At 62.5% G+C, this 21,850-nt stretch carries 22 protein-coding genes; 5 read left to right on the top strand and 17 right to left on the bottom strand.

Annotated elements, in window-relative coordinates; translation table 11 throughout:
• Positions 1–174: 174 nt before the first annotated feature.
• Entirely contained in the window at positions 175–2,793 is a 2,619-nt protein-coding gene (locus JHC99_RS06650) for a calcium-binding protein (protein ID WP_292152688.1), read from the top strand.
• Positions 2,794–3,209: 416 nt separating this feature from the next.
• Here JHC99_RS06650 and JHC99_RS06645 read toward each other — a convergent pair whose 3' ends face one another.
• The 3 genes from JHC99_RS06645 to JHC99_RS06635 all read right to left on the bottom strand — a co-directional run bounded on the left by JHC99_RS06645 (position 3,210) and on the right by JHC99_RS06635 (position 6,003).
• Positions 3,210–3,587 carry a hypothetical protein gene (locus tag JHC99_RS06645; RefSeq protein ID WP_292152687.1) on the bottom strand — a complete coding sequence of 126 codons (378 nt, stop codon included), beginning with the start codon at positions 3,585–3,587 and terminating at the stop codon, positions 3,210–3,212.
• Positions 3,587–5,086, bottom strand: a complete 1,500-nt coding sequence (locus tag JHC99_RS06640) for a TylF/MycF/NovP-related O-methyltransferase (RefSeq protein ID WP_292152697.1) — start codon at positions 5,084–5,086, stop codon at positions 3,587–3,589. The genes JHC99_RS06645 and JHC99_RS06640 overlap by 1 nt, the downstream gene beginning before the upstream one ends.
• Before the next feature lie 191 nt (positions 5,087–5,277).
• Positions 5,278–6,003 (bottom strand): SOS response-associated peptidase family protein, encoded by a 726-nt coding sequence (locus JHC99_RS06635; RefSeq protein ID WP_366927732.1) that lies wholly within the window; start codon positions 6,001–6,003, stop codon positions 5,278–5,280.
• Between the two features lie 425 nt (positions 6,004–6,428).
• On the opposite strand from JHC99_RS06635, the gene JHC99_RS06630 reads away from it, so the two are divergent.
• From JHC99_RS06630 to JHC99_RS06620, 3 genes are read left to right on the top strand one after another with little or no spacing between them, the layout of a single operon-like run.
• The gene (locus tag JHC99_RS06630) at positions 6,429–7,313 is read left to right on the top strand and encodes a hypothetical protein (RefSeq protein ID WP_292152685.1); all 885 of its coding nucleotides are present in this window, start codon (positions 6,429–6,431) and stop codon (positions 7,311–7,313) included.
• A complete protein-coding gene (locus JHC99_RS06625; RefSeq protein ID WP_292152684.1) occupies positions 7,310–7,654 on the top strand; it encodes an STAS-like domain-containing protein in 345 nt (114 codons plus the stop codon). Before JHC99_RS06630 ends, JHC99_RS06625 begins: the two co-directional genes overlap by 4 nt.
• Before the next feature lie 3 nt (positions 7,655–7,657).
• Positions 7,658–8,185, top strand: coding sequence for a hypothetical protein (locus tag JHC99_RS06620; protein ID WP_292152683.1), 528 nt, complete (start codon positions 7,658–7,660; stop codon positions 8,183–8,185).
• Positions 8,186–8,294: 109 nt separating this feature from the next.
• Here the strand turns inward: JHC99_RS06620 and JHC99_RS06615 are convergent, their stop codons facing one another.
• Positions 8,295–8,705 carry a hypothetical protein gene (locus JHC99_RS06615; RefSeq protein ID WP_292152682.1) on the bottom strand — a complete coding sequence of 137 codons (411 nt, stop codon included), beginning with the start codon at positions 8,703–8,705 and terminating at the stop codon, positions 8,295–8,297.
• A 398-nt stretch (positions 8,706–9,103) separates the two neighbouring features.
• A complete protein-coding gene (locus tag JHC99_RS06610; protein WP_292152681.1) occupies positions 9,104–9,289 on the bottom strand; it encodes a hypothetical protein in 186 nt (61 codons plus the stop codon).
• Between the two features lie 342 nt (positions 9,290–9,631).
• Between JHC99_RS06610 and JHC99_RS06605 the strand changes: the two genes are divergently transcribed.
• Positions 9,632–10,360: a hypothetical protein gene (locus JHC99_RS06605; protein ID WP_292152680.1), complete on the top strand. Its 729-nt coding sequence runs from the start codon at positions 9,632–9,634 to the stop codon at positions 10,358–10,360.
• 56 nt (positions 10,361–10,416) lie between these two features.
• Here JHC99_RS06605 and JHC99_RS18780 read toward each other — a convergent pair whose 3' ends face one another.
• The 12 genes from JHC99_RS18780 to JHC99_RS06555 all read right to left on the bottom strand — a co-directional run.
• A complete protein-coding gene (locus tag JHC99_RS18780; protein WP_366927731.1) occupies positions 10,417–10,782 on the bottom strand; it encodes a thermonuclease family protein in 366 nt (121 codons plus the stop codon).
• Positions 10,783–10,895: 113 nt separating this feature from the next.
• Positions 10,896–11,339, bottom strand: coding sequence for a hypothetical protein (locus tag JHC99_RS06600; protein ID WP_292152679.1), 444 nt, complete (start codon positions 11,337–11,339; stop codon positions 10,896–10,898).
• A gap of 856 nt (positions 11,340–12,195) precedes the next feature.
• Entirely contained in the window at positions 12,196–12,627 is a 432-nt protein-coding gene (locus tag JHC99_RS06595) for a DUF488 family protein (RefSeq protein ID WP_292152678.1), read from the bottom strand.
• A gap of 427 nt (positions 12,628–13,054) precedes the next feature.
• A complete protein-coding gene (locus JHC99_RS06590; protein WP_292152677.1) occupies positions 13,055–13,306 on the bottom strand; it encodes a hypothetical protein in 252 nt (83 codons plus the stop codon).
• Entirely contained in the window at positions 13,306–13,776 is a 471-nt protein-coding gene (locus JHC99_RS06585) for a hypothetical protein (RefSeq protein ID WP_292152676.1), read from the bottom strand. Before JHC99_RS06585 ends, JHC99_RS06590 begins: the two co-directional genes overlap by 1 nt.
• 92 nt (positions 13,777–13,868) lie before the next feature.
• Positions 13,869–14,237, bottom strand: coding sequence for a hypothetical protein (locus JHC99_RS06580; RefSeq protein WP_292152675.1), 369 nt, complete (start codon positions 14,235–14,237; stop codon positions 13,869–13,871).
• A gap of 572 nt (positions 14,238–14,809) precedes the next feature.
• Positions 14,810–17,227, bottom strand: a complete 2,418-nt coding sequence (locus JHC99_RS06575; protein WP_292152674.1) for an AAA family ATPase — start codon at positions 17,225–17,227, stop codon at positions 14,810–14,812.
• Between the two features lie 343 nt (positions 17,228–17,570).
• Positions 17,571–17,852: a hypothetical protein gene (locus JHC99_RS06570; protein ID WP_292152673.1), complete on the bottom strand. Its 282-nt coding sequence runs from the start codon at positions 17,850–17,852 to the stop codon at positions 17,571–17,573.
• The gene (locus JHC99_RS18775; protein ID WP_366927728.1) at positions 17,852–18,088 is read right to left on the bottom strand and encodes a helix-turn-helix domain-containing protein; all 237 of its coding nucleotides are present in this window, start codon (positions 18,086–18,088) and stop codon (positions 17,852–17,854) included. The genes JHC99_RS06570 and JHC99_RS18775 overlap by 1 nt, the downstream gene beginning before the upstream one ends.
• 103 nt (positions 18,089–18,191) lie before the next feature.
• Positions 18,192–18,845, bottom strand: a complete 654-nt coding sequence (locus tag JHC99_RS06565; RefSeq protein ID WP_292152672.1) for a hypothetical protein — start codon at positions 18,843–18,845, stop codon at positions 18,192–18,194.
• Positions 18,842–20,149 (bottom strand): site-specific integrase, encoded by a 1,308-nt coding sequence (locus JHC99_RS06560; protein WP_292152671.1) that lies wholly within the window; start codon positions 20,147–20,149, stop codon positions 18,842–18,844. The genes JHC99_RS06565 and JHC99_RS06560 overlap by 4 nt, the downstream gene beginning before the upstream one ends.
• A 145-nt stretch (positions 20,150–20,294) precedes the next feature.
• Positions 20,295–21,850 (bottom strand): altronate dehydratase family protein (locus JHC99_RS06555; protein ID WP_366927727.1); only part of this gene is annotated, 1,556 nt, incomplete at its 5' end.

Below are 21,850 nucleotides of genomic sequence, written 5' to 3'. Positions count from 1 at the left end.
GGCGACGCACGGCGTTGGGTGGGGTCTCTAGGGTCCCCGTTCCGGCGTGATGCCTTTCACGGGACCGTCAACCCTAGAAGTTTTGTGTTGGAGGCGCGTGTTGTCAGAAGTGAACATTTGACTCCTGTTTACGCGCCAAAGGTGTTTGGGTGGAAAGGCGACAGGAGCATACTTATGCCGACATTCACTGGGACCGCGGGCAACGACTCGATCGTGGGCTCCGAGACGGCTGATACGATCAGCGGTGCTGGCGGCGACGACGTCATTTTCGGTCTGGGCGGCGATGACGTTCTCAGCGGCGGCGCAGGCCGCAACCGGCTGGACGGCGGCTCGGGAATAAACACAGTCTCCTACATGGACTCGACCACTGGCGTCAGCGTCCAGCTCGGCCTCAACGATTATCAGAACACTGGCTACAGCACCGACCTTTTGATCAACATAAACCGGCTGATCGGCTCACGCGATTTCGGCGACACTCTCATCGGCAGTTCCGGTGATGACTATATCAATCCGGGTACGGAGGTGGTCTCACAGTATGGCCCGGGCCCCTATCGCTTTCGGAACGCCAATGATTACGTGTCAGGCGGGGGCGGAAACGATCGGATAGAGGTCGTTGGTGTTTCGAACGGCGGTGTCTTCAACGGTGATGACGGCAGTGACTGGATCACTGTGGGGTTCCCGGGCGATTTCACGGTTTTGGGAAGGGGTGGAACTTACTACGCCTACGACGGCACGCCGCCGACGCTCAATGGCGGCTCTGGAAACGACACCCTCATTGCCGTCGGACACGCGATCATTAACGGTGGCGCTGGTGACGATACGATAGGGGTGGGCGTCGGCTATTTGGGCAATCCCAGCAACCTTACTGGTTACGCTTCGCCTGAGGGCACGGATCGGACCGTGATCCTTAGCGGCGGTACTGGCTCCGATACGTTTATCATTTCCAACCCCGTGGGAATTGCGACCATTACGGACTTTCAGGTCGGTATCGATAAGCTGGACCTTTCCAGCAGCACTCGCTCCCTCAGTTTTTCCCAGTCCACCCGTGTCATTATCGCCCAGCAAGGTGCCGACACCGTATTTGTCGCTAGCGACAATTTCGACCGCATCTTCGCTCGTTTAGTGGGAGTAGACGCTAGATCGATCTCGAACAGCACATATCTGAACAACACGGGCAGGCAGGTTGATACGAGCGTCATCTACGATTTTGCTGTCGCCGCAGACGGAACGCTGTTCGGTACGGCTGGTGCCGACACTCTGTCTCCCGGTCTGCAGACGGGGCGCTTGTTTGGATTAGGTGGTGACGACCGCCTGACGGGTGGGGTGGGCAATGACACGCTCGACGGCGGCGATGGAAACGATGTGCTTCGAGGCGAGTTGGGCAATGACACATTGATCGGAGGATCCGGTTTCGACGTCGCTGACTACAGCCAGGCTTCCGGTACTGTCACAGTTGATCTAGCTACGGGGCTGGCGAGCGGGGCGGCGGGTTCGGACACCCTAACGGGTGTCGAAAGCATCATCGGCTCCGCCTATCGCGACTTCCTGACCGGCGGCGACGGGGCCGATGTCATTCGGCCGGGCGGCGGATTCGACCAGGTCGCGGGCGGAGGGGGCACCGACACCTTTGTGTTTGCGAGCGGAGATTCGACCGAGGCGACGGGCATCGATTCGATTCTCGATTTCGAGGCGGGCATCGACCGCATCGACTTGCTGGGCGCATCTCCTGCGGCCGGCATCGGGATCGCCCGCACCGGTACGGGCACCCTCATGTTCGGGCCATCGGGCTCGGGCGTCCAGACCATCGTGGGAAGCAACCGTGACGTCCAGGGTACGGACGTCACGGCCTCGGGCCAGGCGGTGGCGGTGGTCATGATCGGTTCGTCCATCGCCGACACCCTGATCGGCGGAGCCTTGGCGGACAATCTGTTCGGTCAGGACGGGGATGATGTCCTCTCGGGCGGCGGCGGCGCGGATGCCCTGACGGGTGGGGCCGGACGCGATGTCTTTCGCTATTCCGCTGCGTCGGAGTCTCGCCAGGCGACGGGGTTCGACAACCTGGCCGACTTCACGACGGGGGAGGACCGGATCGACCTGTCGGCCTTGGCTCCGACCTCGATCTCGATCATTCGTTCCGACAATGGCTCCAGCTTCGTCTTTGCCGAGACGGCGGGCGGGTCGTTCCTCACCACGGCGGCGGGGCGGGAAGTCAATGCGTCCGACTTCATCTATTCGGGCGGGTTCGGCATCTACATGGTCGGGTCGGGCGTCGCCGACACCCTGATCGGGACCAGCCTGGCCGATCCGATCGCAGGCGGAGCGGGCAACGACACGATCACCGGCGGTGGTGGGGCGGACGCGATGTTCGGCGACGCGGGGGCGGATACTTTTGTCTATGTCTCGGCGTCGGACTCAACGGAGGCCGCCAGTGACGGAATCTTCGGCTTCGTGTCGGGCACGGACAAGTTGGACCTGCGGCAGGTGAGGACAGGTGCGTTCGACACCTTCGGCATCGCCTACATCAGCGGCGGGTCGTATCTCTTCGTGGACTTGGGCGGCAACGGGACTAACGACATGGTGATCGGTCTGGCGGGGACGACGCTGGTGGCCTCGGACATCCGTTGGGGTGCAGGCGCGGGTGAGCCGGAGCCAACGATCAAGAACGCGGACTCGGAAGTTCTGCCGGTCTTGGACGACATCAGAGGGTCCGGCTTCCCTATCGCGTCCGACAGCGACATCATGGCCTTCCTTGACGGCGCGGCGTCGGCTCGCGGGCACGACTGGTATCTGTAGATCAGTTAGGCTCGCTTTCCCGTATGGCAGACCCAACGAGAGTCCGCTTGGTGACAGATGGGCCTTCACACCCCCAACCCCGCACGATCCCGACCGCAACCAGCAGAACACTTAAAATCAGCAGGCCCCAGCGATTGATCAGATCGCTCCGCGACGCCGCCGGTTTGCCGAAAATCGAGATCGCCCAGGCAAGGCCCAGCCCGCCCAGGCTGACGTCCACCCACCACGGCCAAAGACCCGTCAAACAGGTTCCCCGTAGGCGCTGAACTCGCACTGCCAGTCTTCCTGACTGGCCGTGGCCATGCAGGCCTAAGACCGCGCGTCCTGCCAGACCTCGCCGTCACTGTTCGGCAGCAGGGACAGGGCTAGGCCGAGAGCGAGGGCCTTTAAATGTCCCGCCGGAAATCTTCCGGTCGTCATCGGAAGGGTTTCACCGCCCGGGCGGCAGAGGCCATCGAAAGAATTTCTTCCGGCTTCATGTGGCAGATCAGGCCGTCGCCGCCTTTCAAGGTGACAACTGCTCCGCCGCCCAATGGATAGGTCCAGACATCGATAATCCTGGCCGGGTCCACGAGATGGGCATTGCCGTCCTTGTCTTCGATGAGGCGAAGACTGGGAAACAGCTCCGACATTTCGTCGATGCTTTCGCGCACCATCGCCCGCGCACCCTCGGCCATGCACACCATCATGTCGCGGCCCTCGTTAGGATCACGGTAGATATGGACGACGGCCGAGGCATGGATGTAGCGCGGCTCACCGTGAGAGGCCTCGGTGAGCTTAACGAAACCGTGCATCAGCCCGCCGGCTTGATGATCAGTCCCTGACCCGTCGGCAACGCCATGATCGGCACTCCGCGTTCAGCGGCGAACTGGTCGAACAGCCCCTTTTGATGCATGTGGAGGACTTGGTTGTAGTCGTCCAGCAGCATGATCCCCCCCGGCGAAAGTCTTGGCCACAACGCCTCAGCAGCGGCGATCTCCGGAAACGCCATGTTCATGTCCAGCGACAGGTAGGCGATCTTCTCCGTGGTGATCGCGGAGAGAGTGTCGGGCACCGGCCCTTGGACGACTTCGATATTCGGCCATCGGGAAAACTTTGTGCGGATGCGATCCACGAGTTCAGGGCGGCGGTACTCGTGATTATAGTTCTGCAGGTCGAGCGCGCGTTCGCCGTCCATCAACTGCTCTTCGGGCAGCCCGTCGAAGGTGTCGAGCAGCCAGAACGTGCGGTCAGTGTACTGTTCGAAGCCGAGATAGGCACAAATCGCGCCCGAGAAGACGCCGGTGTAGACGCCGCATTCGACGAAATCGCCCTCGCAAAGCAAGGCCTGGCGCGCCGCCCAAATCGCGATCCAAGTGCGCCACTCGATATGGAGGTCGGCGCCCATGCTCGTCTCGATCTCGGACCCGACCGCATAGGCGTACTGAAACGGGGGATAGTTGAGGAAGGACGAGTCGTGGACCGTCGTCAGCCCGTCGTTGTCGAACGTGACGGCTGCCTTGGTCTTGCCGTAGCCTCGACCCCCTTCGTTTTCTTCCGCCATAGTTTCCAACCCTTCTACGTTGTCGCCCACGTCAACCTGACCGCGACCTCCGCCTAACGCAATCGACGACGGGCCTGTGCCGTAGCCAAGACGCTCCATCAGCGGTCGATGGTGCTCCCAGAACAACGGTTCACAGCCGGAGGCTTCCAGCTCCCGAATGTTGGCGTCATTGCCGCCAGCCCGGAAGAACTGCGGAAACTTCGCCTTAAGGTCGTCGAAACTCAGGGTGAAGGCACCGACCACGTCACGATCGAGAAACTCGGCCATGGCCTTGATCTGGGTGTCGGTGTCTTCGACGAGATCTTCATAGCGGACCAGGAGGGTGTTCGAACGATCCTGCGGTGACCACGCTGCAAAATGATCGGACCATCCCCCCGGATAGACATCGCCCCCTATAATGTCCTCGAGGCGAGACGGCGCGGACTCCACCTGATTCAGGTAGTGGAAGTAGGAGATGACAGAGGATCTGCCGTCACGAACCAGGTAGATCGCCTTATCATCGGTCAGCGGGCCGTCGTGGGTCTTGATCGTGTAGAGGTCGTCGCTTCTGTGGGCTTCGTCGATCAGCTCTTGCCCTGCCGTGGGCAGCGAAGACGCCCCGAGAAGCCTCAGAACGTCAGCCTTCTCCTCGAACCTGAAATCGCTTCGCGCGCCGACGATCGTTCTCGTTTCGAGGTCCATCGTGCTCTTGAGAAGCAGTCGGGCGAAGGTGTTTCCCGATCTCGGATATGACGCCAACCAAACCAGCATGATGTCACACACCTATTTCTCGTGTCTGGGAGTGCAGCCAGATGCGCGGCTCGAATTCGTCGAGCCTTGCTACCGTAGCGCACTCCTAACATGGGAGACCACCAAGAAGCGAACGCTTCTATCCTCGTGACGGCGAAAGCGCAGAATCGGAGACGTCGGTACTTTCAGGGCTAGGACTCGATCGATCGATCTCACGCGACCGCCTTCCTCTCGAATATCTCCAGCACGCCCTCGGGCTGAACCCGGCTCTGCAGTTCGCCTGCCTCACTCCAGTCCGCCCGCATCCAGGTCTCGCGTTCTTCCTCGGTGGTGAGGATTACAGGCATCGCCTTGGGATGGATCGCCCGCACCGGCTCGACCGGCTCGGTGGTGAGGAAGGCGAACACGTCGCATGTCTCCAAACCCGTCTTCATCTTGCGGACGCATGTGTGGTCGCGGACGTGGACGCCGGCAAAGAAAGCCAGCGGCTCCGGGTCGTCATCGACCAGCCTGAACCAAACCGGCTTGTAACGCCCCTCGGCGTCACGGCCCGGCTCGCTGAACGCCGTGAACGGGACCAAGCACCGGTTGCCCGGCGATAGCCACGGACGCCAGTGCGCCGACTTGGTGTTGCGGACGTTCGTCGTGCCGGCGTCCGGCTCCAGCTCCAGCAGCCGGTCGAAGTCCACGTCCTTGCCCTTGGCGCGCAGCTTGTCCGCCCGTTTGGAGGCCGCGTCGAACAGGGCCTTGCGTGACGACGGCATGCCCCAGCGCGCCAGGGCCAGCTCGCGGTTTCCATCGGTGTCCAGGCGCACGATCGGCGCGGCGTAGTCTGGGTAGGTGTCGCGAGGCTCCAGGTTGCCGACGTTGGCAGTCATCGCCCGAGCGAGGTCGAGGATAGAGGCAGGTCCTTTGCGGAGGCTGTAGAGATTGCAGATCGGAGCCTCCTGTCACGTCGTGGACCGGAACCTACACCGCAGATCGGGATGACCAGACAGTGCCGACTGATGCGAGCGGTGGCCCAACCGGACATCAACCGGCGCATTCGCTACCTGGATCACTCGAGTGCTTCGTCAGCGCTGATGCACTATCCAGCTTCGGCTTACATCGAAGGATAAATCCATTATCACAGCCCTGACTGGGGACGATAATGCGACGGTTGAGTGAGCCAAATAAGGTGCGATGGCTGCGAACAGCCGCCAGACGCCAGAAACGTAGCGAAAACGCTAGACGGTGGCGGTCCCTACGGGCGCATCGACGGTCAGCAGGCCAGCGCGACTTTGAGCCGCCGGTGCCGACAGGAAGCTACCTAGTTCGGGCTCCGCGCCAAATGTCTCTGCGGACCGCGCACTACGCAGACACAATGAGATTTCTGCAGGCAGTGAGAAAAGTGGCGTTCGTCAGGCGGGCCCACGTTATTCTGGATTTCCGAAAAACAGAGCTCATTTCGACAGAGCTGGCGCCACTTCTGGCCGCCGAAATCGCTCGCATTAAGGCTATGCGCGATGGCAACGCGGTCACCGGATACAGCCCGAATGACGCAGAGGCGAGGCGTCGTCTTCAAGCGCTTGGTCTCTTCAAGGCGCTGGGCATCCACGAGGTTGCGTCAACCGAAGAAGTCGAAAAAGCCAACGAGCAGTTTGAGATAAAGACCGGGATCGCTCTTGATGGAGAAGTTCCGGATGAGTTAGCCGAAGAATTCTCGATAGCCCTTGGGTTGAGTGTCGATCAGCGCCGGCTGATTGAAAAAGCATTCAAAGAGGCGTTGGAAAACATTTCTGAGCACGCCTACTACGATAAAGCACGGATTGCTTGGCCGGCCGAGCAAGGGCGGTGGTGGATTTGTTGTGTGACATCGATCGAGCGAAAAGGTGCATTCATGCTTGCTTGCGATCTCGGCATGACGATACCGGCAACCATCAAGGAGACGGCCGCAAAGCGTGGTCCGTCCAACGTTGCGGAACTGGCCCGGTACGTGGCAGCTAACATCGGCAGAACCGAGGATGAGAAGCTTTTAGGGGCCGCTTTTCAAGACGGAGTGACTAGGCGGGCGGATGGTAAAGGGGGGAGAGGTCTAGGCAAGATGAAAACCCTGATCGATGAGTTCCCAGATGGGCGTTTGATCCTTTGGAGCGGCGGTGCAAAAGCCTTAATCGAGCCTGGTGGAAAGATGACGATCCGGCGTCTGGCGCAGCCCTTCTACGGTACCTACGTAATGTGGCACCTCGGCCAAGAGCCAATCACATGAGCAAGTTTTTGATGGCGATGGAGACGATTGACCTTGCACGTGACTTCCACAGATCCCCCCTCGGACGAACACGCACGCAAGGGCGGTTCTCCGGGGAAGCGTTCCGTGAAGACAAGTTACGTCCTGCGCTGAAGCGTGCTTCTATCGTTCGAATCGATGTTGACGGGGCATCAGGTTTATCGACGGGCTTTCTCGATGAGTCGTTCGCGGGCTTGGTCAGAGATCGCACGCTGACCAAGGATGAGTTCTTCGACCGAGTAAAGATTATCGCGACTCGGGATCCCGCCGTCATCGAAGAGGTTCGTACCTTCGTCATTCGCGCACACAAGCAGCTTCGGTAAGCCGTGGCGTTTGAATGGTTCGGGCTCGCGAAGTTGCTCCCCTCGACTGTGTCGGCAGTGACGAAGGCAAAGACGCTCTTGGAAGCGAGACCGAGAAAGCTCGCAGATGCCGAACTTCAGAAACTAAATGAGCGACTTAATACGCTCTTGGACTTGATCGAAGTCAGTTCCAGCAAAGCTCAGGTTGCAGTGCTTGGCTCATCCAACGAGCCGTCCGCCTTGGCGGCTAATGAAGCAGCTGTCGAAACGTCGATCTTGGTTGGGCAGAAAGTTGCGAGTTTGTTCGAGCTTACAACTGTCGGAGGGGCGTCGAGCTCCCTGATGGGCATGCGCATGCGCTACCGTGAGGCGGTCGCCAACGACGAGAACATCGGCCTGACGGGCAAGGCTGAGCGGCAAGCGCGCTGTGCCGAAATCGAGGCGGCGTGTGACGCTTTTCATAGTGAAGTCTGCAGTCAAGCTTGGCGTCGTTACGGCCAAGGAGTTGGTGCCCGTGCTGGCAGGTTGAAAGATCGCAAGCTGCCTAAGTAGGAAAAACGTTAGCGATCTGGGTACCGACCACTATTAGCCGCAAGCGCAAGCGGTCATCTTTTAGACCGAGAGCGTTATTCGGTCAGGAGGGGACTGTTGTCTTTACCGTCTACCCCCAGCCCGGTCGCTCTTGACCGACTGTCCAGTAGTGGTCGAGCAGCCACGCCGCGTCTTCCCGGCAATCGGTCGGGAGAGTCGCCACGGCATCCCGAATGATCGCGTCACGCTCTGGAGCCGTGAACATGCCGTAGCGGTTCAGAGTCCGGATGATGCCGACCATCACTTGAAGCGCGAGCCGGCCGCCAAGCTCGCCGTTTAGCCGGTCTGACCGCCATGCAGCATCGAGGAAGGCGACCTGCCCAGGCTCGCCGTCTCTCATGTGCAGCGGCCAGACGTTGTCGCCGTCGCGGATGGCGAGGAAAAACAGGCGGTCGTCGCAGCCCTCGACGGGGCATGGAGGGTGCTTGTTCCAGAAGCTGTACAGCGGCCCCATCTTCTCGATGACGGCGTTCAGGTCCACGCGCTCTCGCGTGTCGCACCGAGAGCAGCGGGCGAAGACGTCGCCGCCCCAAGCCTTCAGGTCTGTGACTGTCCGGGTGTGGCTGAAGACCATCCCCTTCCGGTAAGCCCGCTGCCCCACTTCAATACCAGAGCGCAATCGCGGCCAGTGAAATCGGCCCGTCGGCTGAACTGGCGTTGCGGGTATAGCTGACCACCGCCTCCCGGTGGCCGAACCGGCAGCGGAAGCGGCCCGTCCTGCCCTCCGCCGGCCAGTTGTGCCGTCCCCCGAAAAGGGGGCGAGGGTCGAGCAGCGTGGCGTGGTCACAGCCCGGCCAGTCGCATTGTACGATCAGGCGGCGGCCGTGCGCCGGCCCCGCGATCTCCCGCGGCGCTGAGCGGTTCGCCTCTGGCATCAGATCACCAACGGGCAGTGGTAGCGCAGCCTAGCTGGCGAAGCTGCAGCCCGGCGGCGAGGCGCTGCACAGATCCCGGCACGCGCGCCTCTACACCGGCCAGAACCTGACGGGCAGCGTCGGGATCACTCCGCCGGGCCAGCTCGGCGTCCAGTTCGGCCAGCATATCGGCCAGGTCACGATCGTTCATTTCGCTCTCCAGGTTGCCGACCGGGTGCGATCTAGACGCCGAGCGGGGCGAGCGGCAAAGAGAATGTTCCTCTTTCGTTCTTATTGCTGTGGATGGCGATCGGCGGTCACTCGCGCCGACGGAAGGCCAAAACGAAATCGAGTGATTTCTTAAGTATTGACCGTCGTCGGCGAAGTAGCGCCCGCCGCGCGCCAGATTGACTAGCCAGCCTCAGACCCTTGGGACAGCGATCCACAGTTGATTGACCGGCTCGGCGGGTTCCCCAGTGAGGCTGCCTAGACTCACGCGATGATTGTCGTCTAGCGTCGCGCTCGCGCCGGGAGGGCGCAGCAGGGGCTAAGCATGAACTTCAAACCGATCGCCGCCATCGTGGCGGCCTCGATGGCCGTCAGCGCGTGCGCGACAAGCTACACGGTCGCTCCGCGCGCAAGCGCAGATCAAGAAATCCGATACCTGAACGGCCAGGCGACGACCTATTCCGACATGGGCAACGGCGCGGTCCAGGTGACGCCTCTGGGTGTCAATGAGCAGGGCCGCCTGGTCTTCGGTGTCGCCGCGTTCAACGAGACGGACAAGCCTTCCAACTTCGGGATCGAGAACGTCGTCGCAGGGGCGGATGGCGTGCCCCTGAGAGTCTTCACTCACGCTGAAATGGAGCGTCAGGCCAAGAACGCGGCCACGGCCGCCATGGTCGCCGCTGTGCTTGTCGGCGCAGCCTCGGCCTATGCTGCACAGCAGAACGCGACCACAACCAGCACCTACTACACGCCGCGCGGAACTTATTCTTACCGCCACTATAACCCCGTTGCTGCCCAGATCGGAACTTCGGTTGCTGCGGTCAGCACGGCGGCAACGACTGCCGGGATAGCCAGTACCCTGGACGCTACCCTGCAAGGGCTGAGCGCGACGGTCCTCCAGACGACGACCGTCGACCCTGATGAAGCTTTCGGTGGCCAGGTCACGACGGACCGGGTCAAGGTTCCGGCCGAGGGCTCCCTGGACGCCATGCTTTCGGTGTCATGGAACGGCGACATGCACGTTTTCCATTGGGACGTGACGAAGACCCAATAAGCCCGACAACCCCAACGACAGACGCCGGCTCCTCACAGGGCCGGCGTTTTGCTGCCCTACCGCTCACCCCGTCGCCAATCCCACGGCCGAACGAACGTCCCGGCCCATATGCCACGGCGCGCGACCCGTGCAGCGGCTTCCTCGACCATGTAGGACCGTCCAGCATACTCTGGGTATCGGACCGCTAAGCCCTCGCGCACGAGCCATCCACCCAGGTCACGGCCTCCGACGCTGCACCGTGCGACGATGCGCCGGTAGCGATCGCGGTCCCGCTCGGCGCATCTGACCGGACGCCCGCCAATGTATCGATCGAGGGCGTTCGCCGCTTCCTGACCGCAGCGATAGGTGACGCCTGCACGATCGCAGGTCTGCCGGCCCTCTGGAGCGTCGACCGCCCACAGTCGGATCCGCTGGCCCTGCATGTCCAAGGTGTCGCCGTCGATCACGGAGGCGCGGCCAATGATTGCGGGCGGGTCCGGGGCGACCAATATCATGGCTGCGAAGAACCCGACCCCGAGGGTGTCAGATACAGCTGTTAAGGCCAAGGTGGGCCTGGTTCGTGCTGTGTAGAAGTTTTCAACGCTACAGCACTCGAAGCAGCATACCGCTTGAAGGCGGAGTGCAGTTCGTCGCTTCCGGCCTTGACCTGCATCGGTTGGCCCAAGAGCCGTGACGCTAGAATCTGTAAGGAGCCCTGGATGGCTTGTTCAACCATCGACCCGCGCTCATCCGGTTCTCCGCCATAGCTACCGACATCGAGCGCCGCGGAGAAATCAAACGTGTCGTAGCCGCCGGCCAGCTCGCGATGACGGACCAGATGCGCGACCAGCCATGACGCTTGCCGCTCGATGTCCTCAGGTCGTCCCGCCCCTCGGGCGACCCTAAGAAGATTGGCGGTCAAATCGACGAGCGCGGCACGGACGGCCTCGGCGGCATCGACCGTCTCTGCTTCTTCGCCTTGCGATAGTTTCTCTGGCATCAGCCCACCATTGCCCAGTCGCGTGAAGATCGCCCTTACCGGCAAGGCGGCGGCGGGCCTATCAGACCAGGGTCCAAGGGCCCCGCTCGCTCAAGATTCCGCCTACTCTTCATACCGGAGGCCATAAAGATCAGCGACTGACTTTCGGACCGCGACATACACCATCGTTTCGGTCCTGTTTCGCTCAGGCCGCGCATCGTGCATGCTGGACACGCCGTCCATTTGGACCCGCTTCAGCTTCCGCCGGCTCCAGCCGTCGGTGGTGAACGATTTCCTTGCGTTGGTGGGCAGATGCGCGATCGTGCTAGACGTCGAGGAAGCCATGATCAGATCTCCTTGGGATCGATTGCGGTCAGGGCTGAGACGGAAGCTGCAACTTCCTCTCGGCCTGAATCTCTGATACCAAGGTTTTTGAGATGAAGCAACAAACCTTGATACCAAAGAAGCGGCGCGGACCTGCGCCGACCGGGCAGGGGGTGCCCGTGATGGTTCGCCTCCAGCCTGACCTGTCGACCGCTCTGGATGCGTTCATCGTTGCTGCGCCGCAGACTCTCTCGCGGCCGGAAGCGGTGCGGCAACTCGCTGCGGACGCATTACGGCGTAGGGGCTTTCTGCGGTCCTAGTTGCGACTTTCAGGCTTCCCAGAAAATTTTCGCGTTCGAGGTCTGAGGGCTGAAAAACTCGTGCGGCACCTCGGTCGTACCGTTGGGCCCCGCGGATTTACCCCCCTGCCGACCAATGCTCTGGCCGCGCGAATATCGCCCCGGAACACACACCCGCCCCCAGATGCCGTCTGCCAACACGGCCCTGCAAACAGAGGCCGAGTTACAGGGTGGGTACGGTTACGGCCTGCCCTTCAGAGATTGATGATCTCGAACCCGTCCTCTGCCGCCAGTCGTTCCGCCAGAACGGCGCGGTGGCACCCGGCATGGTCTGCCTCGAAACATAGGAGGGCGACTGGTTTCTCGCTGGCCACGGCCCGGAGTTCGGCAAGCTGCACTTGCGCTGCCGGTTCGGCCAAGTGGTCCGCGAAGATGGCCCGCATCTCCGCGACGTGCCCCTTTCTTGCGGCGTCGCGCCCGGATTTCGGTGTGCCGAGCGCTCGGAAGTGAAGGTAATCGACGCCTTCGGCCTTGAGGCTGTTTCCGAGGATGGTCTTGGAGAAGCCAGCACGCCGTGAGGACGCTACTGCACGGACATCGACCAAAGTCTCGACGCCGGCCGCCCTCAGGCGCGCGATCACGTCGGCTTGGGGCGCGCCTTCGTATCCGATGGTGAAGAGTTTCATACGGCCAATATGGACCGCAGTGAGCCGACTCCAAGCGATGCCATACCCACCAGTTCTGACGCCCGATAATCAAACGTTATCGGGCGTCAGACTGCGGACTAGGAGGAAGGACGCAACGGTCAATCGTTCTCGGATCTATCTTGGGAGCCAGAGCTGCGTGCGCTCAACCCTTTGCTGCGCATCCAAGACATCCTGCTCGAGACCGCTTGTCGTTTCACCGGCCAGAGTGCGGAACGTTTCCAATCGAGCCATAGCTTCTTCGACGTCCGCCCTGGCGTCTAGAAGCTCGGCGATCGGACGCACGTTTGCAGAGGTTTTGCGCCAAGTGCCCAATGTGCGTGCAGATGCCAACGCGGCCAAGTGACGGCCGCGTACGAACAACTCGAATGTAGCGTGCAGCGTTCCGAGTCGTGACAGCGGTCGCGCGTCAGGCCGTGTTCGATTGCCACTCGCCATCGACCATCTGCAACCCGAAATGCCGGGCAGTGGCTGCGGCTCCGGACTTAAGCGCGTCGGCCAGGTGGTCTGGCTCCATGTCGCCCAGGTCGCCGCGCTCGTCGTCACGCGGCGGGGGCAGGATCGCCCGCAATGCCTCGGCTCTCTCGAGGCGGTCTATGGCGGGATCACCGAGTATCAACGCCGTGACATCGCCCGACGAAAACGACGCTCGCCAGACCATTAATCGGCCGCTGCGATCCGGCGATACAGATCGCCCAGCAACGCCGCGATGGCGTCGGCCTCTGATTTCAACACCGGATCCTCGGACACGAACGGGTGCTCCTGAACCGAGACCTTGAGCAGGTCAGCCGCGACTTTGGCACCGTGCATCGCCTCGTGTTGACCGTTGGTCATGCGCCTGACCTTTCCGATTCGAGCCTGTTGGTGGTGAAGGGACGCGCAGGCCACCGATCGCCGCGGAGCTGGTACGGCCCCAAGTGCCTCCGCTTGTGCTTCGTCGACGACGACAAGGCGCAAGCCGAGAGCGTGGGTGATGAACTCCGACGCACCGCTGACCTCGATGTCGCCGGCGGGAGTGCGGTCGCGCACATCCTTAAAATGGATGCCGGCGCGGCCTTGCGGCATGTTCGGCCTCATCAGCTTGGCCGAATATCCCTCTTGCAGTCCGGAGCGGTGGTCCAGGTCGGCCATGGTCAGGCCCCGTGCGATGCGCCGGGCCTGAAGGGCGTCAGCCACACTGCCCCGGCAGTTAACGACGAGAGGCGTCCAGGCCGGGGCGGTGGTCATCGGGAGAGGCCTGAGTGCCAGGGCTCGGCCTCGATCACGCCCCGGTCGTTCGCGATGAGTGGCGTGGCCTGGCCTGGTGCCATGATGATTTGAACCATCATCGCGCCAGAGGTGGGGCCGCGCGTATCGGCCGGCTCGAGTTCACCGGCCGCGCCGATAACAGTCCTTGCCGCCTTAAGTTGGATATCTTCAGAGGCGGCGTTTCGCTGGAGATGAGCGACCTGATTCCACGCCACCAAGGTTTCGGACGCGAGCCATGCGCGCCTGACATCCGAAAACGCCTCCTGAACATGGGGGCGCTTGAGAGCGAGGCGCAGGCTCTCGTACTGCATTCCCGCCGTTTCAGCCGCTTCGGGAATCTTCATCCCGCGCTCCACCATGAGCGTCAAAGCCTGCATTACGCGGGGCCGAACTTGGGGTTTTCGGCCCTTAATTTCGGTGCGGGGGGGCGTTTCCATACGCCCACTGTGCGTTAGGCGGAGGGGCCTCGCGACGCACGCTCACGACCGATGGCCTTGGCTCAGACCGCACTGCCCGACAGGGTCTTTCATCTCGCGGTCGGTCATCGGGGTCCAGCGGAAGACAGCGCACCGATCGGCGACGCAAGGCTGGTCGCGGACGGGACAGAGAATGCCGGCGGCTTGAGCGCGGGGGGCATGTGATGGGGTCGGACGTCATCACCTCTTCCTCAGCGGAGGTGGTGTGGCGTTGCACGCGCACGCCCACATCACCTCCCGAAGGGAGGGAAATGGGGTGAAATGGTGAAACGATTGAATTCGTTAAACAAAAGTCATTGCAGTTTTGGGGCCTGCAACGGGGGTGCAACGCCTGCAACGAAACCGCCGAAATGCCACCACCACAGCGTTTGAGGGGCGTTCTGACCGCTGCAATTGGGAAGCCGTTGCAGCCATTGCAGGTCCGCAGGTGCAACGGCCCTTCACGCCGCGATCCTGCCGTCAGTGGGCTGGCCGACCATGAACTCCCCCGTTCCTGTCGCGAAGGGTCCGCCGGGGACATCGAGCCACTTTGTGGTGGTCGACCCCTTCGCGAGTGCTCCGATGATGATGCCGCGCTCGAGGGCATCCTCGCAGATGCGGAGCAGTCGAGGGCGGCCGAGGTCGCGGAGGATGGGCGGCAGGCGGTAGCTCTGCTCCTTGAGCCCGCTCAGCCCGGTGCGAGTAAAGGGCTGCCCGCTAATCGCTGCGGCGGCCACGGCGCTCGCAAGGGCGTCCATTTGCTCACGCCGCTCGCCGGGTGCTTCAGAGAGCAACATGGTCTGATCGACAAGTAGGCCGGTTTCATTGCGGACATATGTCGAAATCCGCCGGATTCCGGGACCGTTGGCTTTGACGATCCCACCGCGAACGACCTTGTTGGCCTGGTACGGAACGCCGAGACGGTCACAGATCTTGCGACCTTCCGAGTCGGTTTCCGGCCACAGCGAGTAGACCAGACGAAGTCCGTCTACGAGAGCCGTGGTCCCTCGCACTGCCTCCCGCGCCTCCTGCAGGGTGGTGATCCCCTTGCCCCGATCACCCGCATTCTTTCGGGTGTGGTGGCTGACCATGACAGCGGCCTGCGTTCGGGCCGCGAGCACGGCCAAGGTGCTGCAAACGAACTGTCCGGCCGCAGGGTCTTCATTGATCGGGGCGTGGACGAACGCTTGCAGCGGATCCAGCACAACCATTGCCAAGTCATCGATGGCCGCCAAATCGTCGGCGAGCCGCTTGTAGGCGTCGGTGACTTCCAAGCCCTTCCGACCCTCCCTCACGATAGGGAGCGGCCCGCCGGCGTCCGGCAGTGGCACCACGATCAACCGCTCGCCCTTGGCCGTGAAACGGGCATTGGCGGGGTCGAGGTTTGCAAGCCGCCGATGGATCGAGCCGGCGTCGTCTTCGGCTGTGATGATGACGCAGGTTCCCTCGCGGGCGATCATCCCTCCGAAGCAAGGCCCCTCCAGCGGGCTGGCACCGAAGGCGATCCGACGCGCCGCATCGAGGATCGACATCGACTTTCCGCAGTCCCCTGGCGCAGCGACCATGAGAGGGATCGCCATTGGCACGACGTCTCGAATGAGCCAGTCGATTTCCGGAGGATCACCGACAAAGCGCGATGACCGCCACTCTGCGAAATCGATGACTCGGCCGGCTGACCGAGCGGGACCGTGCGTTGGCGCTTCGACCACGAACGCCGCATCCTCCGTGTTGCCTCCAAGCCTCTCCCCGGCGCCGTCGTTCCTTCCCAGGAGCGGCGGCGTTCTCGTTTCGAGCGGTGGTCCGAGGTTGCGCAGCGGTGCGGGCAGATCAGATTCGTCGTCGCGCCCGGGGACCAGGTCTATGGTCACGGAGCCGTCGTCGGCGAGGCCTAACCGTTGCTCCAACCACGAAACTGATTCCGAGATCGACAGGTCCGCAAAGTCCGAAACCAAGTCGATCGCGGACCACGTCTCGCCGGTTCCGAAGTCTTTCACCCCCGACGCCTGAATCGACAAGTTGCGTTTTCTACGCTCCAGAGGCTGGCCCGAACTTGAGTCCCGAAGCGTGTTGACCGCCTCATATCCGCCGCGGGCGGGACGCAGTCCGTATAGGCCGGGCAGGTCAGGCACCCACGCAGGGAGGTTGGCCAAGGCTGCGGCCTTCACCCGGTCGAAAACGTCGTCAGAACCGTGCTCAGCAGGGACGTAGGGCTTTCGTTCGCCATCGCGGCCGGAAGCCGCACGCCCTCCCCGCACCCAGCCGCACGTCTCCAGCGCCTCCTCAAGCGCCTGCAGGTCATCTTCGTCGAACACGGGCAGTTCGTCCGCGCGCACCGGGCCCTTGAGCCACACGTAGGGATGTCCGGTGCGCGGAGAGATTGAAGGCGGGCAGACAGTCTGGCGTGCTGAAAACCCTGTGAGCAAATCAAGCAATCTGCCGTCGGGCCCGTCGTACGACTTGCTCACGATGGACTTGGGCGCCCTGAGTATTCTGGTTTCGCCCTTCGATCCCCGCTTGATCATAGGGCTGGCAGGCGTGGCGCGCATGAGGGTGTCAAGGGCATCGATGTCGGTCGCGTCGAGATCCACTGCGATCGCATAGAGCGGCGTTCCGTCCGGCGCGCTGCCCGCTCGTGAACCCAGCACGATCCCCACACCAGAATCCGGAGCCTTCATCGCAAGGCCGAACTCGAAGCTATTGAGACTCTCGTCGCGCAGCTTCTGCCAGTCTGGCCGGCCGGACCATGCGCCTCGATAGACCCCCGGTGCGAGGCCGCGCCCGGCGTGGTTGGCCGATACGGGAAGGATTCCGACCGGGCTGAACCCGAGATCGATCAGCGTCGGAGCGGCTTGTGCGAACGGGGAGGCGGCGGCAGTCATTCAGCGTCTCGGATCAGATGTGCGGCGCTGTGGTCCAGCGCGTGCTCGGCGGACGAGGGAACGCGTAGCGGATCGACGAAACCACGCACGGCGAGCCATTGGCGAAGGGGCGACTCCGACGGTAGGAGCGTTGCCCCGTCCCCTTTGGCCGTGCGCGTTCTGCGGATGGTAGGCATGACGCCGGCGAGTTCGGCACGCCTTTCGACCGCAAGCACGGCGCGATATCGATCGCGGGCGGCTTCAGAACTTTCACCTAGACGGCGGTTCGCGTCCATCCATGCGGTGCACCGGGCGTCAGCGTCTTGGGCGACGGCCTTCATCTCTGCAGCGGTGAGTGGGCGGGTCATGACTGCACCTGGCCCGTCTTTTCCGAATACTCGATGGCGCGAAGGCTTCTGCGCACCGCCTCGGAGTCCTTCGTACGTGTGAGTGTATCCATCGCCGCTGCCAGTTCAGGCGACGGCGGATAGATCGCGCGGCGGATCTTGCGAACCCGTGCGACGGGCATCTTGATCGTGACCATGGACCCGCCGCCCTGGCCCCGCAGATCTTGGAAAATGGGCCAGACCAGACCTTGCAAGACAGTGAGTTCGAGAGGCGTCAGGCCGACGTTGGGGCGGGCCATCAGGCGGAGACCATCGCATCGCGTTCGGTGGTGCTTCGTGCGGAACGGCTTTCCGCCCAAGCGAGAAGCGCCCCGCGCCGGTAACGGACGCCATCGGCACGCCCCCCGCTGCCCAATGTCGAGAAGGCCGGACCACCGCCGACAAGGCGGAGCTTCCGGACGTACGAAGCTGACATCCCGAGCAGGGTTGCAGCTTGGTCAGTATTCAGAAATTGATCGGGGTCGGTTGTTGGCATCGGTTCGCTCCAGGACACCTCGTGTGTCTAGGAGCGAGATATCTAGCCACATCGCGGAGCCGCGCGACGCACGAACCCACACGGCACCATACAAACAGTGTGGTCAGCCCCTGATGGTGTTCCCGGACCGGTTCCGAATGCCCTCGATGCTCTTTTCCGTGAAGATGTAGTGATGTTCGTCGATAATGATTTTGGCGAATTCAGCCCGTCGGTTCTTCTCGGTCTCGCTCCTGCCCGATGCTCGGAGACGTTCATTAGCAAAGCGAGTGGATTCATCTCTAGCCAGCCACGCGGTCGGATTGCCAAACCATTCCCATGGGGCCCCGAGAGATGACGGTTCATGGCCGAGCCTAAGGGCGGTGCTGATCTGATCAAGGATCGCCGTGACGTTTTCAAACCCGAAAAGAAGTTGACGATCTCGATATTCACCGAAGGCGGAGCCGACGGCCAAACCCGTCGTGAAGGAACTCATCAGGTCAGATCCCTCCGACTCCTTCATATGAGCGTCGAATAGTGTGCCCCAGACGATCGATGGCACCATAAACTCTCTGCCGCCGACCGAAACAAAGCCGCCGAGCGGAGGTCTTATCCGCTGCATAATCTCCGCTGCAAATGCCGCGGATAGTTTTTCACATTCCGCAAAGCTTGTGCCCCGGCCGCCCATTTCAGCGGCCTCGTGAAAGACATTTGCCAACTTGCACAACATATCCGGCGCAGAGACCCAACCAACTGGAACTAGGCGAACCATCTCGCTCATCCCTTCCCGCCCCTCATTGCCGCATCCGCCAACTCTGACACACGATCTGCTGCTCGACGCAGCGGTGAATCTGCAAGGTGAGCATAGCGGCTCGTTGTCTTGACGTCCTTGTGGCCAAGGATTGCTCCGATGACTTGGAGCGATTGACCGTCGGCCGCAGCCAGCGAAGCATGGCTATGCCGCGCGTCGTGAAGACGAACGTCCGGAAGCCCGGCGCGCTTCCGGACAATGTTCCAGATCCTCGGTGTGCCAACGAAATACCCTTCGCCGGTTTCTGCCGGAAACACCCAGCCCTCTCGTGCAGATGATCCCTTTCGCGCCGATAGAATGTCGATAACCGCGCTTCCTACAGGGACGGCTTTCGCTCCTGTCTTGCTGTCCCCAAGGCGTAGCCAGCCCGCTGACAAATCAACTTCGGACCATCGCAGTTTTTCGATCTCGCCCTTACGCGCACCAGTCAGGACAAGCAGCCGGATGATGGCAAGAGCCTGCTCGTTGTAGCCGTCGCTGGTGCATGTGTTCAACGCCTCGCCCAGGCGTCCATACTCCTCGACAGACAGAAAGCGCGTCGACGAATTATCTGCAAAGCGCGTGACACCACGAACCGGGTTTGTGTCCATGATCCCGCGGGCCACGGCGTACGAGAATATGCCGCCCAACAGGCCCACGGTCCGGGTCGATGTTCCCTTGCCGCCGGCGACAGGTCCGTCAGTCCGCTTGCGTTCGCCTTTGGGTTTGGGTGCTACAGCGGTCTTGCCGTCCGCTATGTCGTCCCGGAAAGCCTCGATCGTCGATCGAGTGACTGCGTTGACCTTGATGCGCCCCAGCAGCGGCTTGATGTGTCGTTCAATCCGCCCCTTGTCGATCGCGAGCGTTGAGGCCTTCTTGGTAGCAATGCCCCGCAGGAGGTAGTCGTCGCAAAGCTCGGCAACCGTCATCTCCTGCCGTTTCTTCTCTCTGGCGCTCTGAGGATCTCCGCCGGCGGCGACCTCCGCAAGCTTCGCCTTCGCAATCTTGCGCGCTTCGTCGGGGGTCAGAGTGCCATGACGGCCGATGGTCAACTGTTTCAGGGTGCCAGTGCGCCCGCCGCCCACCCGATAACGAACCAGGTAGGTCTTCGCATTCGGACCGATACGGACGCCGAAACCCTTCTGATCGACATCCCAAACAGTGTACCGCTCGCCGTCGCTCTGGAAGGCATCGACAAGCGATTTCGTCAGCCTTGCCACCCGCTGGTCATCACGCATTTGAGCCCCACTGGTCATCACATGGTCATCACGGCCAAGTAACACGCGGATATCCAAAAGGCGCTAGGTATCTTGCCCCGCATTGATTTTCATGAGACTTCTATCTTCACATAGTCACAGAGGAACCTAGAGCTTCACGTCACAATCGCCCTCCGAAGGCAGGGGTCAGAGGTTCGAATCCTCTCGGGTGCGCCACTTTTTCCTACAGATAGGCCCCGACCGCCCAGGGGACGAACTCGTTGTCCCCGATGCCCAGCGCCTCGGACTTGGACGGCTCGCCCGAAGCCACCGCCAGCATCCGCGCGAAGATTTCGGCACCGACATCGGCGATCGGGGTGCCGGTCAGGACGGGGGAGGCGTCGATGTCCATGTCCTCGTCCATCCACGACGCCAGTTTGGCGTTGGATGCGACCTTGATCGAGGGCGCGGGCTTGGCCCCGAACACCGAGCCCCGGCCGGTTGTGAAGACGATCAGATTGGCTCCGGAGGCGATCTGGCCCGTCGCCGAACAGGGGTCGTAGCCCGGGCTGTCCATGAAGGTCAGGCCCGGCGTGGCCAGAGGCTCGGCGTATCCGATCACGTCGTTCAGCGGCGTCGATCCCGACTTGGCCACGGCCCCCAGGGACTTCTCCAGGATGGTGGTCAGACCCCCCTTCAGATTGCCCGGCGAAGGGTTGTTGTTCAGCTCCATCCCGTGCCGGTCGGCATAGGCGCGCCACCATTCCAGACGGGCATTCAGCTTGTCCGCCACCCCTTGCGACACCGCACGGCGCAGCAACAGGTGTTCGGCCCCCCAGATCTCGGGCGTCTCCGACAGCATGGCCGAGCCGCCGTGCGCGACCAGCAGATCGACCGCCGCCCCCAGGGCCGGATTGGCCGTCACGCCGGACCAGCCGTCCGACCCGCCGCATTGCAGACCCACGGTCAGGTGCGAGGCCGACACCGTCTGGCGCCGGACCTTGGAGGCCTCGTCCACGAGGTCGCGCACGATCCCGATCCCCGCCTCGATGGCGCGGGCGGTGCCGCCGGCCTCCTGGATGGTCATGGCCCGCAGGGTCGTCCCCGTCTCCAGCCCCGTCTTCGACAGCCAGTCCGGGATCTGGTTCGCCTCGCACCCCAGGCCGACGATCAGGATGGCAGCGAAATTGGGATGCCGCGCATAGCCGGCCAGGGTCCGCTGCAACAGCTCGACATCGGTCGACAGCGACGATCCCCCGCATCCGCCCTGATGGGTGAAGGCCACCACCCCGTCCACGCCCTCGGGCAGGCCCGCATCCGGAAACGCATCGGCGATCCGCCGCGCCACCGTCGCCGAACAGTTCACGCTGGTCAGGACACCGATATAGTTGCGCGTCCCGACCCGGCCGTCCCTGCGCACGATGCCCTGGAAGGTCGCGCCGTCAAGCGGTACCGGCGCCCGCACATCCGCCCCCACCTCGGCCTCGCGCCCGTCGTCGGCCATGGCCAGGTTGTGGACGTGGACATGATCCCCCGCCGCGATGGGAACCCTCGCCCGCCCGATCACCTGCCCATACCGCCGCACCAGCCCGCCCTCAGCCACCGCACGGCGGGCGACCTTGTGCCCCTGGGCGATGTCGGCCGTCGCCGTGACATCCAGCCCTTCCGGCGTCTCACCCGCCATGATGTCGTCGAGCGCCACGGCGATGTCGTCGAAGGGATTGAGGATCAGGACACGGCTCATCGCACGTCTTTGCCACCGGTGGACATATTCCGCAAAGTCAGAGGCGGTATCGATCC

This window comes from Brevundimonas sp., from assembly GCF_016463485.1.
Taxonomy (GTDB): Bacteria; Pseudomonadota; Alphaproteobacteria; order Caulobacterales; family Caulobacteraceae; genus Brevundimonas.
Note: the sequence above shows the minus strand (reverse complement) of the source record. Positions and strands in the feature narration are given on the sequence as shown.